Source organism: Parabacteroides faecis, from assembly GCF_014647375.1.
GTDB classification, from domain to species: domain Bacteria; phylum Bacteroidota; class Bacteroidia; order Bacteroidales; family Tannerellaceae; genus Parabacteroides; species Parabacteroides faecis.
Map to the genome: position 1 here is coordinate 79877 of NZ_BMPB01000018.1, position 18027 is coordinate 97903.

The following is an 18027-nucleotide window of genomic DNA, read 5'->3' on the forward strand; positions in this document are numbered from 1 at the left end:
TTGCAAATGTAGGAATAATATACAACTAACACTCATTTGGAATGAATTGTTTTTATTGACCTGCGCTATTTGGAGATAGACTGTATTGAACGGATGGAATATTCGAATGCTTGTATTATGTCGGATGCTTACAAAAAAATAGGAGGAAAACAGCTTCGTTTTCCTCCTATTTGATTGTGAGCGGTAAATGGGACTCGAACCCACGACCCTTAGCTTGGGAAGCTAATGCTCTACCAACTGAGCTACTACCGCGTTGAACGATGCAAAAGTATTAAATCTTTTCTTTTTTTAGTAACTTTGACGCAAAAATATTTTATCGAATATGAAGAAAGAAAAGCTTACGCTTATCAAGGTCGGCGGGAAAATTGTAGAAGAAGAAGAAACTTTGAAAAATTTGCTTCGTGATTTCTCTCAAATAGAAGGTTTTAAGGCGCTGGTACATGGTGGAGGACGCTCTGCAACTAAATTAGCCGGGCAGCTGGGTATCGAAAGTAAAATGGTGAATGGACGCAGAGTGACGGATGCCGAAACGCTGAAAGTCGTAACAATGGTGTACGGCGGTCTGGTTAATAAGAATATTGTTGCCGGTTTGCAGGCTTTAAATGTAAATGCACTGGGCTTGACCGGGGCCGATATGAATTTGATGCGTTCAGAGAAACGCCCGGTTGCTGAGGTCGACTATGGTTTCGTGGGAGATGTGAAAGAAGTGAATGCCGATTTACTGGCTTCTCTTATTCACCAGGGAATTGTTCCGGTGTTGGCTCCGTTAACCCATGACAAGCAAGGACATATGCTGAATACGAATGCCGATACGATTGCCGGAGAGGCTGCAAAAGCACTGGCAAAGCATTTTGATGTGACTTTGGTATTCTGTTTTGAGAAAAAAGGAGTGCTGAGAGATGAGAATGATGATGAGAGCGTTATCCCGGAATTAGACCGTGCTGCTTTTAAACAACTGGTAGAAGAGGGCGTGATACAGGGAGGTATGATCCCGAAACTGGAAAACTCTTTCCAGGCTATCGATGCCGGAGTGAAAGAAGTTATCATTACACAAGCATCAGAAATTCATCAGGGAAAAGGAACAAAGGTATATTGAAAATAAAAAGAGGAAAGCCGATTTAGCTTTCCTCTTTCTTATTATAAACTTCTTACTTTTACATTGCGGAACCAGATCAGAGAGTCACCATGCTTTCCTTGTAATCCGATATATCCTTTTGTCGGAAGTTCAGCAAAAGGTTTGGGTAACCAACTCGGGATTTCGCTTCCATCCGGATTTACCGTTCCGGAAGTCCATTTACTCATATCCATTTCCGTTACCTTCTTACCATTCAGTATTACATTTATGCGTTGTCCGACACATCTAATGCGCATGTGATTCCATACACCGGGTTTTTTTACCACTTTATCTTTCTTGGCACCTAAATGACCGTAAATGGCTCCGCATTTTTCATACGGTTTTCCATTACCCCATTTTTCACAATGGTCGTCGGCAATCTGTATTTCTACGGAGTTGGGAATCCAGTCTTTGGTGTCTGTGCAATATATAACGACACCACTATTAGTTCCTACATCGGTTTTGAAATCCAGATCCAGTTCAAAATTTTCATATTCGGTCTTTGTCCAGATAGATTCGTCCTGAACGGCTGCAAGTACACCGTCTGTCATACTCCAGACCTCCGGGTTGTAGCTGGCATCGGAAAGGTTTTCGCCGAATAAAGGTTTCCATTTGTTGTCGGAAGCAGAAACACTGAGGGTACTGATGATACCCAGAAAGAGAATTGAGAAATAAAAAAGTCGTTTCATGTTATTGATTTTAATATAAAATAAATTAGGATTCCAAAGATAGATAATCTGTTTCAATAAGTGAGAAAAAAGGTTGATATTTTAATCCGAGCTTTTGATTAATAGCAAACTAAGGGGGTAAAAGTAAAAAGTATAGTTTTCTATTGTCTTTTTCTTTTATTTTATTACTTTTGTTTCGTAAAGGCTGGAGTCTACAGATTGAATTAAATGTGAAAAATCGTACATACGATCAAGATATATTGAATTGATTTATAAAGTTGAGTAGGGAAATTACAGGCATTATAATAACTAATTTGTAAGAATTTCATAGACATACCAGGCCTGTATATATAATAAGGGATTGCTCGGGATGAGTGATCCCTTTTCATTTGGAGACTCCTTTTATTCCGGTATGTTTAATTTTATAAATAAACTATTTACCTTTGGGGGTACAAATTAAGAACAATGGAAAAGAATAAAGCGATAGTTTATATAAATAATGTAGTAACCCGTTTGCCGGAGTTGCGTTTTGCTGAACCTTTCAGCTGGACGGTCAATGAAGGGGAACAGTGGGCAATAGTAGGACCCAACGGTTCGGGAAAAACCTTGATTGCCGACCTGATGCAACGTAAGTTTGCTTTGAAGGAGGGAGAAGTGACTTTCGGTTACGATGATAAAATCAGCAATTTGATCAAAAGTATAGCATTTAAGGATATCTATTCATTAGCAGATTGCCGGAATACTTATTACCAGCAGCGTTGGCACTCGACAGAAACGGACGAAGTGCCGACTGTGGAAGAAATATTGAAGGATCATTCGGGTACGGATAATCTGCATCAGGTACTTTCTTTCTTCGGTATTGAAGACTTACTGCCTAAAAAACTTATTTTTCTTTCCAGTGGGGAGTTACGTAAATTCCTTATTGTCCGCTCTTTGCTGAATCATCCGCGTATTTTGATCTTGGATAATCCTTTTATCGGTTTGGATGCTGCTTCTCGTGACGTATTAGTAAACCTGTTGCAACAAATGGCTAAACTGGATAATGTGCAGGTTATTCTGTTGTTGTCGAATCCTGATGATATTCCGGAGATGATAACCCACGTACTTCCCATACATAACCGGAAACCTTATCGACCGCAGACACGTGTTGATTTTATGGCGGATAAGGAATTGCAGGCACATTTGTTCCCCGGTCATCCTGATGATCTATCGTTGCCCGTATCGGAAAAAGCCCCGTCTGTACATGAGGTTACGTTCCGTATGGAACATGTTTCTATAAAATATGGTAGTCGCACGATCCTGAAAGAACTGGATTGGGAAGTGAAGAACGGGGAGAAATGGGCTTTATTCGGCCCCAACGGAGCAGGAAAATCCACTTTATTAAGTTTGATCTATGCAGATAACCCGCAATCTTATGCAAATACTATATATTTGTTTGACCGGAAGCGGGGTTCTGGTGAAAGTATCTGGGATATAAAGAAAAGGATCGGGTATGTTTCTCCGGAGATGCATCTGTTTTATATGGAGAATGTTCCGACATTGAATATCGTCGGTTCCGGATTTTTTGATTCTATCGGTTTGTATCGCAAATGTACGGAAGAGCAACAGACTGTGGCTTTGACATGGATGCGTATTTTTGGAATTGAAGAGTTGAAAGACCGTTCGTTCCTGACGTTATCTTCCGGTGAACAGCGATTGGCTCTACTGGCACGGGCTTTTGTGAAAGACCCGGATTTGATCATCCTTGATGAACCGTTGCACGGACTGGATATCAGTAATAAGCGAAAAGCGGCACGTGTGATCGAGCAGTTCTGCACACGTCCGGGAAAGACATTGATTTATGTGACCCATTATCCGCATGAGTTACCATCGTGTGTCGATAAACGCTTCGAATTGATTAAACATGCTTAAAATCATAAAACCATGAAATTGAAAATCACAGCTTTCTGGTTGGTTATATTGGCTGCTTTGTTCATTTTCTTACAGGAATACAGTCGATTCCATTTCTTTTTTATTGAACAAAGCCAGTTGTTTCAGTTTACCGGTGACTATATCTGCGGTAAACTGGCTATGCCGGGCGGATTTGCGTTAACCTTATCTGAATTTTTAGTGCAGTTCTTTAGGTATCCGTATGCCGGAGCAGGGATAACGGCTGCATTACTGTTATTAACGGGAATGGGTATGAGGGGAATTGTCCGCCGGATCGTTCCGGATACGGATTTCTTCTTGCTTTATCTGATTCCGGTCATTTTGCTCATGTTCCTGCATTTTGATTTTAATTATCTGGCTTTCGGAACAATAGCGTTCAATTTGATGCTTTTGGCCTTCTATTTGTGCTTGCGTATATCAAATGATAAATGGCGGATGATCGTGGAGATTGTTGCAACACCGTTGCTTTATGGGCTGGCGGGAGCTGTGGCATGTTTGTTCGCTTTATCTGTCTTGATTTATGAGTTCCTGAATAAAACCCCGAAGTTCTATTGGTCTTCGTTGTCCGTTCTATTGGGACTTTTATGTGGTGTTTGCAGTGTCTATTTCGCTCTGTTGGGAGAGTATCGTTTTGCCTTTTTACCGGATGCTTATTATCATACGGCACTGGAACCCAAAACGGTTATCTATTATTCATGGATTTCGTTCCCTTTAATTCTTATTCTGGCTTTTCTGCTGAGAAAAAGAAAGAAAGCGGCCGGCAAGAAAATATGGATAGCAGGAGGTGTTTTACAGCTAGCTCTTTTATGCGTATTATGTTGGTGGGGAATACCGGAATACGGAGATAAGAAGTCGGCTAAAGTAAAAGAGTTGGATTATTACGCAAGAACGGAACAATGGGATAAAATTCTGGATGCTAACAAAGGTACGCTGACGAATTATCTGAATATGTGTTATCTGAATCTGGCTTTGGCACAGAAAGGGGAGTTGGCCGATCGTATGTTTAGTTTCGACCAGAGAGGTCCCCAGGGGCTGATGGTCGGCTGGAATAAAACAGAGCAGATATCTTCTTTGTTAAGTGATATTGCTTTTGCTATGGGTAATTCGGCGATGGCGCAGGAGATGGCTTTTGAAGCTTACGCGACTGCAATCGGAGAGGGTAACCCGCGAATGCTGAAAAGACTGGTCCAGACAAACCTTATTTATGGTGAATATCCGGTTGCGGAGAAGTATCTGAATATATTGGGGAATACGATTTATTATAAAAAATGGGCTGACGATCACCGGAAGTTTTTATATAACGATACCGCGGTGGAGCAAGACTCCGTGTTGGGTTCAATGCGTAAAAGCCTGCCGAAGGAAAATTATCTTTCCGAGATCAACTATATGGAAAAAGATCTGTGCATGGTAGCAGAGGCTAATCCGGAAAAGAAAGCGGCTATCGAGTATCTGGGAGCTCTTTATTTGTTGGCAAAAAATATGGACGGTTTCAAAAATATGCTGGAGACTTATTACGGAACGGATGTTCTTCCTTCATTGCCTAAGTCTTTCCAGGAAGCCGTGATCACTTTATCGGAAGCGGAACCGGATTACTGGAAACGTTTCGATATTTCTCCGTCTGTCATGCAACGTTTTGCTGAATATAAAAAACAGGTACTGGCAAACCGGAATAATAAAAATGCGTTGCCCGGACTGATGAGAAGGGCCTACGGAGATACTTACTGGTTTTATTTTATGTTCAAATAAAAGATGTGGGATATGAATGGAAATTATAAATATATAGCGTTGCTGGCCTTGTTTTTTTCATGTTCGGATTCGGTTCAGGTTAGTGAAACATTGGATAGAAAGCCTGCCATCGTTCCTGATTATGCCGATATAACAATACCTGCTAATATTGCTCCTTTGAATTTTTCTTTGAAGGATTCTATGGAGGATGCTCAGGTCGTTTTGTCATACTCTGACCAGCGGATTGAAGTGAAGTCAAAGGATAACCAATTTGTTTTCCCAACCTCTAAATGGAAGAGGCTTTTATCGTCTGCTGCAGGAAATGAGGTTGAGGTGGTTGTCCGGGTGAAAGAAAAAGGGAAATGGCTGGAATATGCGCCTGTCAAATGGAGCGTGGCAGCAGAACCGGTCGATCCTTACATCGCTTACCGCCTGATTGCTCCGGGATATACTTTATGGAACAAGATGGGACTTTATCAGCGTGACCTGGAGAGCTATACGGAGACTCCGATCATCGAGAATAAAATGAGCGGCAGAAACTGTGTGAATTGTCATTCGTTCTGTATGCAAAATCCCGATAAGATGTTGTTCCATATGCGTGAAACATATCCGGGAACGATCCTGGTAGATGGGGATAAGATCGAGAAACTGAATACGAAAACGGAGCAAACGATTTCATCTTTGGTATATCCGTCCTGGCATCCTTCCGGAAAGTATGTGGCATTTTCCGTAAACAATACCAAACAGGGGTTCCATGCAAATGACAGGAACCGTATAGAAGTGTTCGATGAGGCTTCCGACGTGGTTGTATATGACGTGGTGAAACATGAAATTGTCACCACGGCCAAATTATTCTCGAAGGATGCTTTTGAAACTTTCCCGACGTTTTCTCCGGATGGAAAGACTCTTTATTTCTGTACGGCTGCCGCACGTCCTATTCCGAAAGAATATTCCGAGGTGAAATATAATTTGTGTTCTATCGGGTTTGATCCCGAAACCCGGAGTTTCGGTTCGGTAGTCGATACTTTATATAATGCGACTGTTTCAGGGCAAAGTGCTTCTTTCCCCCGTGTATCTCCGGATGGAAAACATGTAATGTATACAGTATCCGGATATGGTAATTTTTCTATTTGGCATAAAGATGCCGATCTGTATATGGCAGATTTGTCAACCGGAGAAAGTGTACCGTTGGATATTTTGAATAGCGATGATGTAGAGAGTTATCATTCCTGGAGCAGTAACAGCCGTTGGGTTATCTTCAGCAGCCGCCGGATAGACGGATTATATACCCGCCCTTATATAGCTTATATAGATGAAAACGGAAAGGCTTGTAAACCTTTTCTGCTGCCTCAAAAAGATACCGGATTTTATGACCGTTTTATGATGTCCTATAATATTCCGGAATTCATTACCGGAAAGGTGAAAGTAGGAGGGAGAGTCCTGGGATTAAAGGCTAAGGAAGATAAAGGTATCGATGTGAAGTTTGCGAAATAAAGATTTATTCCTGTAGAAGTAATTACTGAATATAAATAAGTCGGAAAAATAAAACCGGTAAACCAGATGGTCAATCTGAAGTTTACCGGTTTTATTTTTAGTGAATATATAATTTATGTTTTTACATTATCTATTTCCGCCAGCCCACCAAACTTGTTCTGAGTAAATATATTGACCATCTCCATAGGCAGCTTTTACTTCCGGGTTAGCAGATGTGTCACTATTTCCGTAAGGACAACGGATTGGGAATTTTTTTGTGTTCTTGAATGCATAGAAATCTTTACCTTCTGCTTTTAAACGACGTACATCGTTGAAAGATTCTGTGGCTTCTCCGGAAGCTCCCCAGAAAGCGAAATATTTTTGCAACATAACTTCTTTTAAAGGATCGATAGCAAACAGCGGTTTCACATTTGCTTCAAAATAACTGTTGGCTGCTTCTTCCGTCAAAGCTTGTGATGTAACAGTTATGTTTGAACCTAATGTAGTGATAGCCGAAGCTACACTGTTTTCCGTATTAAGAATAGCACTTGACACAGCTTCTTTTAATGCAGCTTCTGCTTCCGATGTACGGTTTAAGCGGCTAAGAGCTTCCGCTTCCAGGAATTTTATTTCATGGAAACTTAATAATAAAGTGGGAGCTGTTCCTGAATAAACAAATGCTGAAACACCATATTTTTGCATATTTTGTTCCGGAGTACCATTAGGAGCAGGAACATAATTGGGATCGGAAGCTCCGGTAACCTGAATACGCTTTCCTCCTTGAGTCGGAGATAATATAACACGGGTAAAACGCGGGTCTTTGCGTTCGCTAAGTTTTGCACCTAAACTTTCACTGTTTGCAAAAGCTGCACGTGATGCAAAAAATCCGTAGAATGGGTTGATGTTGTTTACATCATAGACAGCAAAGGCTGCCTGGTCCGCTGCAGAAGAAAATGATTTAGCTGTGTATTCTAATACTTTTTTCAGATCTCCATCCTTGTCGGATGAGCGGTTGAGTAAACGCATTGTATAACGAGCTTTCAGACCATAAGCAAATTTCAACCATTTTCCGGCATCGCCACCGTAAAGTAAATCGTAGTTTCCTAATGGGGAGAGATCTTCTTTTTGCAGGTTGACGATCGCATCATCCAATAATGTCATTATTGTTGCATAAATTTCTTCCTGTTTATCGATTTTAGGAGTCATGTACAGTGGAGAACCGTTTTCGTCGACAACGGCAGCTTCACTATAAGGCGTATCACCAAACATATCAGTTAATAATGCAGAGTTATAAGCAGCCATAACTTCAGCAGCACCTTTAGTAATATAATTTCCTTCGTCGCGGCCACCTTCGTTACACTGATTGATAATTATACGTGCATTCTTCAAAGAGGTATATGTTCCACTCCAGATATTATTGAATGTAGATGCGGCAGACGGTTCGTTTAGGCGAGTTTCTGCATTGTATAATTGGTTGTCGATACCTACTTCATATTCAATATAAGATGAGAAATAAGTATTGAAGTCTCCTCCTACATTAGAAAAAGCTGTAGAAGTAATAACATCTGTCATGATGAATTTGCCTTCTACACTGTTTGTATGGCTGGTATCTTTGTTGATATTATCCATGATATCTTCTGAACAGGCGGAAAATATCAGGGAGAAAGATACGACAGTCAAAGTTTTTAAGGAACCTATAATTGTTTTCATATTCATTTCTTTAACTATTAGAATTTCACATTGACACCGAATCCGTAGCTGGAAGTTCCCGGAAGAGAGAAACGTTCAAATGCTCCGGCCATATTATTATTACCTAATGTCGCTTCAGGATCGAATCCTTTTATTTCAGACCAAACAATGATATTACGTGCAAATACATTTACGTTTACATTCAGGTTATTCTTGTTATAAACCGGATAACTTAATGCTATTTCGCGTAATTTCAGGAATGAGTTGTCATAAATATAAGCTTCGTCTATACCTCTTACCGTACGGAAATAAGTTTCTGCATTTTCTCCGGAAACATGGATATCATTCGGTGCATATCCGGTTACATTTCCACTAGCGTCTTTAACCTCTTTTACTGAGTTTTTTCCAAAAGTGAACCCGTTTTTACGATAGTCGGCAGACAGTTGGCTAACGCCATAGAAGTTTTGCTCTCCGGCTGTACCGCTATACATCTGACCTCCCTGTTTCCAGTCGAATACTGCTGATAGACGGAACTTATAAAGTTCTATGGTTGTACTGAAACCTAGACGGAAGTCTGGAGACACTTTTCCGATCACGGCTTCTTCACCAGCCTGCGGCATACCGTTTTCATCGACTACAATTTGTCCGGCTTCGTTGCGTAAGTAACTTACACCATATACTACCGGGAACTTATCTTTGATACCGGCACGTACCTGTGGAGTTACGAATCCGCCCAACATAATGCTTTCTACTCCAGGAGCCAGCTCGTCTACATAGTTGTCTATTTTGGAGAAGTTGAATGCAAAATCAAGTTTGAAGTCTTTTGTATCAACAGGAGAAATTCCGAGTGTGAGTTCATGTACGTTTGAGTGCATTTTACCACCGTTCATCATCATACTGCTTGAACCGGTCGAACCGGCCAATGGAACTTCAAATATCTGATCCGTTACATTTTGTCTGGAGAATGTATAATTCAAAGAGAATAAGCCATTCAGGAATGTAAGATCGGCACCGATTTCGTATGATTTTGTATTCTGAGGTTTCAGATTAGGATCATAAACGACATAATAAGGAATATACGACATGACACCATTCAAAGGATACATGATGGGAGTACCCTGGAAGAAACCACCGCCATATCCGGGTGTGTAATAATATGTCGGCACATATTCACCTGCCATACCTACTTCTGCGTATGATGCACGTATTTTACCAAATGTCAGGATATCGTTTTTCAGCGGTTCTAGTTCTGTGAATACCCATCCTAAAGATACTGACGGATAGAAGAAAGAACGGTTGCCACGTGGCATAGACGATACGATATCATTACGTCCTGTTACATTAAAATACAACATGTTTTTCCAGGCTAATGACAGGCTCGCAAAATTACCGACTGTACGTTTTCTGGAATAAGAAGCTGATGAGCTATATACAGAAGCATTGTTCAGATGATTCCATCCCGGAAAGTTGAAGTTATATCCTTCCGCCATCGTATCTTTGATGCGTTTGTCAACTAACTCATTACCCAGTAAGGCATCAAAATTGAAATCATCATTAATATGCCAGTTGTAGGTGAAAGTCAATAGAGAGTTCATTTCATTTACGGTAAAACCATAATCACGGGCATAGCCTAATCCCGTTCCTGTACCTGTACTTCCATAACCATAAATATCGAGATAGCTTGTTGTATAGGCATCGTCTCCAAGTTGGTATTTGATATCGAGTTTATGATCCTCTGTATTGAATTTAGTTGAATATTTTAAGAATGCATTTCCGAAAAAGCGTTGTGAACGTTCGGTAAAAGAGTTGTTGTCGACGGCCCAGTTTGCATCGTCAATCCAACCTTCGCGGAAAGTATTTTGTGTATATGGATCGCCTTCGATATGTGCAGGAATTCCGGCCATATTATAACTGATAGGTGCAGTATATACGGTTGCTGTGACACCATCGTTGGCTGTACCTTGTTTTTTTATTTTTGATGTTACAAAATTACCAGTGAAACCTGTTGTCCAGTTTTCGTGTAATTTGGCTTCACCTGATAATTTGGCATTGTAACGGTTCATGCCTGTTGATGGTACGATACCGTCTGAATGGGTATTACCTAACGAGAATGCGTAGTTTCCTTTATCGAAAGCCTGCGCAACGTTTACCGAGTTACTCCAGGTTACACCTGTATTATAAAAATCTTTTGCATTATTATATGCCTGAGGCGTTGCCCAGGGATCTAAACCGGCGGCAGCACGTTGAGCCACATAATATTGACCTTGGTGTAAACCGTCTTTGGTGTATGCGTTCTGAACATTACCACCATAAACGGGATCGTTTGCTAAATCTGAAATTTTAGGTCCCCAACTGAAACCTGAATACGGATTGAAATTTCCTGTAGTACCTTGTGCAAATTCACTTTGTAATTCAGGTAATGTTGCGATTTTATCAAAAGCTACATTTGTACTGAAGGAAACTTGCGGTTTACCTTTCTTTGCCCCTCTACCACTTTTTGTTGTGATGACGATCACACCATTGGAGGCACGCATACCATACAATGCTGATGCTGCTTGTCCTTTCAGGATATTGATACTTTCAATATCATTCGGGTCTAGGTCGACTGCACGGTTTGCATAGTCAGTACCGGCAACACTTCCTGTATTCATGTTATCTGTGTTCACATCGGATGTAGAGGCGATAGGCATACCATCTATGACATATAATGGAGTATTATCTCCGGTGAAAGAACGTGAACCACGAATAGTGATTTTGGATGATGCACCAGGCATACCGGAAGACGGTGCAATGTCAATACCTGAAACCTTTCCTTGTAAAGCTCCGGCTAAGTTTGTATTTGCTGCTTGAGTCAATTCTTCGGATTTCACGTCTTGCACAGCATATCCTAACGCTTTTTTCTCTTTGGAAATCCCCATCGCTGTAACAACGATTTCAGAAAGGTTTTGAGTATCAGACGTTAGTCTGATGTTTAGAACTGGTTGAACAGCGACTTCCTGGCTTTTCATACCTACGTACGAAACTACCAGAGTCTTTGCAGAACTACGCGCGCTGTTAAATTATTGATTAATAGCATGTTATGTGTTTATATATTATTTGTTTATTAATATGGAAAATACATTTGTTAGAGATTTATTATTAAACTGAAAGTGTATTTTCGTGTTGATTATCAGCGAATTGATATACTATTGAAATTAGATATAATAAATCGGGTAGAATTTGATATTAAAATATAAACACTCAAATTCTACCCGATATACAAGGTTTTCTAACTGTTTAACAAAGTGGGAAAGTTATTTGAATTCCATCAAAAATTTGCGGATCGGGATCTGTTTTATTCCTTCATATGAACTACCCTCTATTTCATCCATTGTAATAACCATCTTAGGATAATTGTCCTTTATTGCTAAGAGGTTTCCAAATTCACGCTCATAAGTTTTAGGATCCATTACAGAGTAGGCTACTTGTATATATATTTTTTCTCCATCTTTCACACCAACGAAGTCTATTTCTTTATCTCCATCCCTTCCTACCGATAAAGTGTAGCCGTTGACAAGAAGATGATGGCATACAATATTCTCTAAGACTTGTGCTATATCGTTTGCTCTGAAAGGACGGATCGCATGTCGAATCCCCAAATCTTCAAAATAATATTTTTCTCCGATTTGAAACTGACGTTTTCCCTGGATATCTGACGGACGTAACCTTTTTACAAAGTAAGCATTATTCAGATAATTCAAGTATTCTAATATGGTTTTAGGAGGCAAATCGACACGTTGAGATTTAAGGTACTCGCTTATCTTATTGGCTGAAAACAAATTACCAATCGTATCAGCCAAATATATTGTTAAATCCTGCAACTGTCTGACATTCCTTATACTATATCTATTTACTACATCCTTAAGTATAATTGTATCATAAATACTTCGTAAATAATCCGAAACCAGTAATTCATTAAAAGGTAGATTTATTAAATATGGTAAACCTCCAAACTTATAAAACTTAGTGAAAGAATCGGAACTATCTTCCAACTTATGAAACAGTAAGAACTCTTTATAAGTCAAACTATATATTTTAAATTCGATGTACCGACCGCTTAAATAGGTTGCCAATTCACTTGAAAGCATATTAGCATTACTTCCAGTACAATATATATCATAACTTCCTTCTGCAAAGAAATGTCGCAGTGCTTTCTCAAAACTCGCAATATCCTGTACCTCATCAATAAACAAAAAACATTTATTGTTCGGATCATTACGTTTCTGTGTTACATAATTTATCAGATCTGCATAGTCTTTTAAGCTGTCGAATTCAAACAATTCTTTATTAATATAGATTATATCCGAAAGCGGGTATGAGATGCGTATATAATCCATTAATTGGAAAAGAAGAAAACTTTTTCCAACACGACGTTGGCCGGTCAGAACTTTTATCATCTGTGTATTGACAAATGGTTTGATACGATCAAGATATAAATCTCTATTATAGAACTCCGGAGTTTTCATTTTTTATTACTTATAAGTAAAACCAAAAGCAAATATAGTGCTTTTATTTCTTATAAGAAATAGATACTACTTGTAATTAAAGTTATTTGGTTATCTGATATCCTTCACTGAGTAGGGGGAACATGCTTGGGCGAACAAAAAAAGAAGGCATCCCGGAGGACACCTTCTTTTCTATAATATTGCAAATTCTAATTAGTCAACAACTCCATCAGTCAGACCTGCACCTTCACCACTCTGTGGTAATGTACCTTCATTATTATTGTCTGATTCCGAAATACCGTTGTTTGCATTAATTTCATTACGCGGGATACGCATCAGCAACCAACCGTTGTTGGCAGCCAAATTAAATTTGAATCCATCCGGGAAGTTACTCTCGACACGATTGTTGAAACGAACAACATTTTTCTGAAGACGTAGGATATCAAATAAAGCAAATCCTTCTCCCCACAATTCAACACGGCGCTGCATCCATACTTCATCCTGGAATCCTGTAGCAGAAGTAGCTTTGCTTGTATAAGACGGATCACGATAATTCTTTACGAAATCTTCCAGAATACGTTTTCCACCACCGAGATCTCCGCTCATAGCTTTGGCTTCAGCCTGGATCAGGATCATTTCTTCTGCACGCATCATACACCAGTCACCGGCATTGATGTTATTCCCCAAAATACCCTGATAAGCACCAAACTTAACGTTTGTATAAGGAAGATATGCCATTTTTACATCAGGAACTACCAACGGTCCGATAGGTTGTCCATCGTAGCCTCTCCAAGATACATTTTTCAGGTTCGGAGAATCCAGTTTTTCATCTACCCACCATCCTTTTCTTACATCCGTATCTGGTATCTTCGTATAAAGCAGCGTATTGATCATTTTATAACATCCAACACCACAAGAATATGAATCACCAGAGAAAGAAGAAATCACAGAAGGCCATGAAGGATAAGCATCCGGCATATTGGTCGGAGTCAGAATCAATGCCCACATCCAGTTATGGTCATTAGAATCAACGAACCCCGGTTTGCTTACTTCATCACGGCTATAAGGTGTATATCCGCCTAATGCATTTGTTGCATCTTCATAAGCAGCAGCCCAGTTTTGCATAACCAGATTTGCACGAGCGCGAAGTCCATAAGCCACATTCTGATCGATCTCGTTTTTAGACTTTCTGTTGTATCCTTCCAACAAAGGAATTGCTGTATTCAGGTCGTCCATGATCAAGTCATATACTTCTTGAACAGATGCACGCGGATTATTCAACAGATCACCTTCTACCTTATCTGTTACAATCGGAACAGCCGGCTTACTTTCATTTCCTTTATAAGTGAACTGATACTGCTGAACCAGTGTCAGATAATCAAATGCACGGGTTGCGATAGCTTGTGCCTTATAGTAATTAAGTGTTTTATCCGTATTATCTTCCGGGATAGTGGCGATAATATCGTTAGCCATTTTAATCTGGTTGTAAATCATAGCCCAACGCATATTCGGATTTGCATAATTATATATTCTATCCGCATATTCACTGGCAACGGAGAACCAGTTATATCCACTGGCATCACTCACCATGTCCGCTCCATTCAAATCCAGCGACAAACAAGCTGCCGGATAACCGAAGTCGTCATCACGTGGATTATCTTCACCATACACACAATACTGTTTACCGATTGAAAAGTACATACCGCTCAAATCGGCTGCTACACGTTCGGGAATTGCTTCCGCTATTTCCTGTTTCTGGTCAGAAGTAGAATTTCCGCCTTCGGGTTGTGTATCCAGATCTGTACAAGAGGCAGTTGCCAAAACCAGTCCCGGAATTAATATCCATGATTTATTTATAAATTTCATAATCTTCATCTTTTTTGTTTACAATAAATTAGAATGTAACACTGATACCTCCTGACAAACTACGGAGTGCAGAATATTTTGCACCTACGGCATCATCATTACCGAAGTATGCAACACCTAAGTTCTGGCGAGCATCAAGACCTTTTCTGGAAGCGATAAGTGCCACGTTATCTCCAGAGAAGAAGATACGCAAGTTATTTACCATAAATTTAGTTGTCCATTTTTTCGGGAATGTATATCCAACCATCACGCTATTCAAGCTCAAATAGTTAGAACTCTGAAGGAATCGCGAAGACAAATCCTGATTTCTCTTATCTGCACTGCTGATACGAGGGATATTGCTGCCTTTATTGGTTTCACTCCATGCATTCAAAATATCTTTGTGCCAGTTAGTACCTGCTGTATTTGCCTCACCACTGTGCATCAACTGTTGGTAAGAATAGTCATACACTTTACCACCCAATTGATAAGACAATCCTACAGAAACGTCAAATCCGCGATATTGAACAGAAGTACCGAAACCTCCGTATATCTTAGGCAAAGTAGAACCTAAATCTGATTGCTTGGCAGCACTGAAATCATCAGTAGTAGTCATGTCTCCATTATCCGGATCTACATAATATAAAGCCTTACCTGTTTCAGGATCAACGCCTGCATCTTTAACCAAATATGCGTTATACAAAGAACCTCCGACATTACGGATAGTTACAGAACTCTTAATACCGCCATTATTCTTTGCTGTCTCTGCCAGATCAAGAATCTTGTTCTTATAATGAGTCATGTTCAGATTGAATGACCATGTTAAATCTTTCGTTCTGATAATATCAGCATTCAAATCTAATTCAACACCTGCATTTCTCATAGAACCAACATTCATCGGGATCGTTGAATAACCTAATGAAATAGGCACCGGCTGGTTGTAAAGCAAATCGACTGTCTTACGGCTGAAATATTCGAAACTACCGCTCAATCTTTCTTTGAACAAGGTAAATTCAAGACCGGCATTAAAACTATATGAAGTTTCCCAGGTTATATCCTTATTACCTTTGTAAGTAAATGATGTTGCAAAATCACCAGCACTGTTAGATACAGTATACTGATCTAAATAAGCATAATAGTTAGGAGTAATACCATCTGTAAGCAACAAGTTGTCATTACCTTGTACACCGTAACTGGCTTTTATCTTCAACAAGTCGATCCATGTAGCATCCAGATCCTTGAAGAACTCTTCCTTGTTCATCAACCACGCAGCACCAACACTACCGAAGTTACCCCAACGGTGATCCGGGTGGAAACGTGAAGAAGCATCGCGACGATAAGAAGCAGAAGCAAAATACTTTCCATCATAGTCATACTGAACACGAGCCAGAATACCGAGTGTAGAATAAGTATCCGTAGAGGAACTTACAGTCGGAGGTGTTTGGATAGCATTGCTAAGTTCACCAATGAACGGGTTATAAAGTTTTTTGTTTGAACCTTCCATTTTCTGGATTTTCAGATTATAAGATTCATAACCTACCAATGCGTCGATATTATGTGAACCGAAACTTTGCTTATAAGTAAGCAAATATTGCTGGTTCAAACCGATATTTCTTTCATTCTTAACATTTACATAACCTTCAGAACCAACAGCTCCGCCATAAAAAGGATTGTTCAGGATAGAACTTCTCTGGTTACTTGAATTTACACCGACATTTGCTGTAAACTGCAAGCCTTTATACAAATCAACGATTGCGTAAAATTTAGTATTCAATACATCTGTATATGCATGGAATTTATCCAGTTCCAAAGTTACGCCCGGATTAGCCATAGGCATGAAAGGACGAACCTGACCTGTAGAGTTACCAAAGTCATAAACAGTATAACCGCGGTTATCCACCTTTATGCTGCCGTCATTATTTCTTACATAGATCGGATAAACCGGAGCAATCAGGTCGGTAATATAGAAAAGGTTACCAGATGAACCCCATTTGTCCTGAGCATCCGGAGCCTTACTGTCATAATATGTATAAGCCATATTTGCACCAATCTTCAACCAGCTCTTTGCCTGGTAGTCTACTTTTGAACGGCCTGTATAACGAGTAAAACCTGAACCGGAAATAATACCTGCATCATCCAGATAACCTAAAGAGAAATAATAATTGATCTTTTCAGAAGCACCTGATACTGTTGCGTTATATTCCTGACGTAAATTTCCTTTATTAAAAGTATTATCATACCAGTCATCCGGTGTATAATAGTAAGAACCATCACTGTAACCTAATGTTGCATTAGGATTGATACGACCGTCTGTACCGATAAAATCTTCCCCGTTAGGAGTAGTATAAACCTGATATCCTACTCCACCATTGTCTGAAGAGAAAATATTCTTCAATGCATAAGCACGAGCATCCGCAGCACTTCCTCCGGCATAAGCTTTGCTGTTATACAGAGCCTTGTATGCTGTTTCATAATACATGGCAGGGTCTTTCATTACATTATATTGAGGTACGGCACGTGAATTGCTACCCCATTTTGCATCGACAGTTACCACTGCTTCTCTGGCAGTACCTTTTTTAGTTGTAATCAATACAACACCATTTGCACCACGTGCTCCGTAGATTGCACTGGCAGAAGCATCTTTCAGTACACTCATCGATTCGATATCGTTCGGGTTGATCGCTGCAATATCACCATCATAAGGAACGCCGTCAACTACATATAAAGGAGAACTGCTAGAACTCATAGAACCAATACCACGGATACGGATAGTAGCTGCTTTTCCCGGTTGTCCGTTTGCACTCACACCCTGTACACCGGCTACCTGACCAGCCAAAGCATTTGTAACGTTTGCAACCTGGCGTTCTGCAATCTTTTCTGCTTTCATTGTAGATGCAGATCCTGTGAACGCTGATTTCTTTGCCGTACCGTAAGCTACGACCATTACTTCTTCCAAAGCCTGTGAACTGGACTCCAGTAGTACCCGCATTTTAGGCTTAATTGCCAATTCTTGGGTTTCCATACCTACATATGAAATTACCAGAGTCTTTGCAGAACTTGGTACATCCAAAGAGAACGCACCATCAAAATCAGTAACTGT

9 protein-coding genes, 1 tRNA gene and 1 pseudogene are annotated in these 18027 nt (G+C 39.9%); 4 read left to right on the forward strand and 7 right to left on the reverse strand.

Translation table 11 applies throughout. From position 1 onward, the window contains the following. Positions 1-179: 179 nt before the first annotated feature. Positions 180-252: transfer RNA gene (locus tag IEY67_RS23270), tRNA-Gly, on the reverse strand. 70 nt (positions 253-322) lie between these two features. Here IEY67_RS23270 and argB point away from each other — a divergent pair. Continuing rightward, the gene (gene argB, locus IEY67_RS23275; protein WP_183670629.1) at positions 323-1096 is read left to right on the forward strand and encodes an acetylglutamate kinase; all 774 of its coding nucleotides are present in this window, start codon (positions 323-325) and stop codon (positions 1094-1096) included. A gap of 41 nt (positions 1097-1137) precedes the next feature. Here the strand turns inward: argB and IEY67_RS23280 are convergent, their stop codons facing one another. After that, positions 1138-1803 carry a 3-keto-disaccharide hydrolase gene (locus IEY67_RS23280; RefSeq protein ID WP_122353116.1) on the reverse strand — a complete coding sequence of 222 codons (666 nt, stop codon included), beginning with the start codon at positions 1801-1803 and terminating at the stop codon, positions 1138-1140. A gap of 444 nt (positions 1804-2247) precedes the next feature. Between IEY67_RS23280 and IEY67_RS23285 the strand changes: the two genes are divergently transcribed. The 3 genes from IEY67_RS23285 to IEY67_RS23295 are packed head-to-tail and all read left to right on the forward strand — an operon-like array spanning position 2248 to position 6930. Then, the gene (locus IEY67_RS23285) at positions 2248-3693 is read left to right on the forward strand and encodes an ATP-binding cassette domain-containing protein (protein ID WP_183670627.1); all 1446 of its coding nucleotides are present in this window, start codon (positions 2248-2250) and stop codon (positions 3691-3693) included. A 12-nt stretch (positions 3694-3705) separates the two neighbouring features. Continuing rightward, on the forward strand, positions 3706-5457 hold the full coding sequence (locus tag IEY67_RS23290; RefSeq protein WP_183670625.1) for a DUF6057 family protein: 1752 nt from the start codon (positions 3706-3708) through the stop codon (positions 5455-5457). Positions 5458-5469: 12 nt separating this feature from the next. Further along, positions 5470-6930 (forward strand): TolB family protein, encoded by a 1461-nt coding sequence (locus IEY67_RS23295; RefSeq protein ID WP_183670623.1) that lies wholly within the window; start codon positions 5470-5472, stop codon positions 6928-6930. Positions 6931-7056: 126 nt separating this feature from the next. Here IEY67_RS23295 and IEY67_RS23300 read toward each other — a convergent pair whose 3' ends face one another. The 5 genes and pseudogenes from IEY67_RS23300 to IEY67_RS23320 all read right to left on the reverse strand — a co-directional run. Beyond that, the gene (locus IEY67_RS23300) at positions 7057-8619 is read right to left on the reverse strand and encodes a SusD/RagB family nutrient-binding outer membrane lipoprotein (RefSeq protein WP_183670620.1); all 1563 of its coding nucleotides are present in this window, start codon (positions 8617-8619) and stop codon (positions 7057-7059) included. Positions 8620-8636: 17 nt separating this feature from the next. Further along, positions 8637-11642, reverse strand: a pseudogene (locus IEY67_RS23305) (SusC/RagA family TonB-linked outer membrane protein); the annotation flags it as partial. Between the two features lie 249 nt (positions 11643-11891). Next, the gene (locus IEY67_RS23310; RefSeq protein WP_122374161.1) at positions 11892-13103 is read right to left on the reverse strand and encodes an ATP-binding protein; all 1212 of its coding nucleotides are present in this window, start codon (positions 13101-13103) and stop codon (positions 11892-11894) included. Positions 13104-13295: 192 nt separating this feature from the next. After that, entirely contained in the window at positions 13296-14948 is a 1653-nt protein-coding gene (locus IEY67_RS23315; protein ID WP_122357344.1) for a RagB/SusD family nutrient uptake outer membrane protein, read from the reverse strand. Between the two features lie 28 nt (positions 14949-14976). After that, positions 14977-18027, reverse strand: a 3051-nt coding sequence (locus IEY67_RS23320) for a SusC/RagA family TonB-linked outer membrane protein (RefSeq protein ID WP_229801184.1), incomplete at its 5' end; no start/stop codon positions are given.

Excerpts from the sequence above, each read along its gene's own strand:
- argB (WP_183670629.1), top strand. The coding sequence starts at position 323 with ATGAAGAAAGAAAAGCTTACGCTTATCAAGGTCGGCGGGAAAATTGTA.
- IEY67_RS23280 (WP_122353116.1), bottom strand. The coding sequence starts at position 1,803 with ATGAAACGACTTTTTTATTTCTCAATTCTCTTTCTGGGTATCATCAGT.
- IEY67_RS23285 (WP_183670627.1), top strand. The coding sequence starts at position 2,248 with ATGGAAAAGAATAAAGCGATAGTTTATATAAATAATGTAGTAACCCGT.
- IEY67_RS23290 (WP_183670625.1), top strand. The coding sequence starts at position 3,706 with ATGAAATTGAAAATCACAGCTTTCTGGTTGGTTATATTGGCTGCTTTG.
- IEY67_RS23295 (WP_183670623.1), top strand. The coding sequence starts at position 5,470 with ATGAATGGAAATTATAAATATATAGCGTTGCTGGCCTTGTTTTTTTCA.
- IEY67_RS23300 (WP_183670620.1), bottom strand. The coding sequence starts at position 8,619 with ATGAAAACAATTATAGGTTCCTTAAAAACTTTGACTGTCGTATCTTTC.
- IEY67_RS23310 (WP_122374161.1), bottom strand. The coding sequence starts at position 13,103 with ATGAAAACTCCGGAGTTCTATAATAGAGATTTATATCTTGATCGTATC.
- IEY67_RS23315 (WP_122357344.1), bottom strand. The coding sequence starts at position 14,948 with ATGAAATTTATAAATAAATCATGGATATTAATTCCGGGACTGGTTTTG.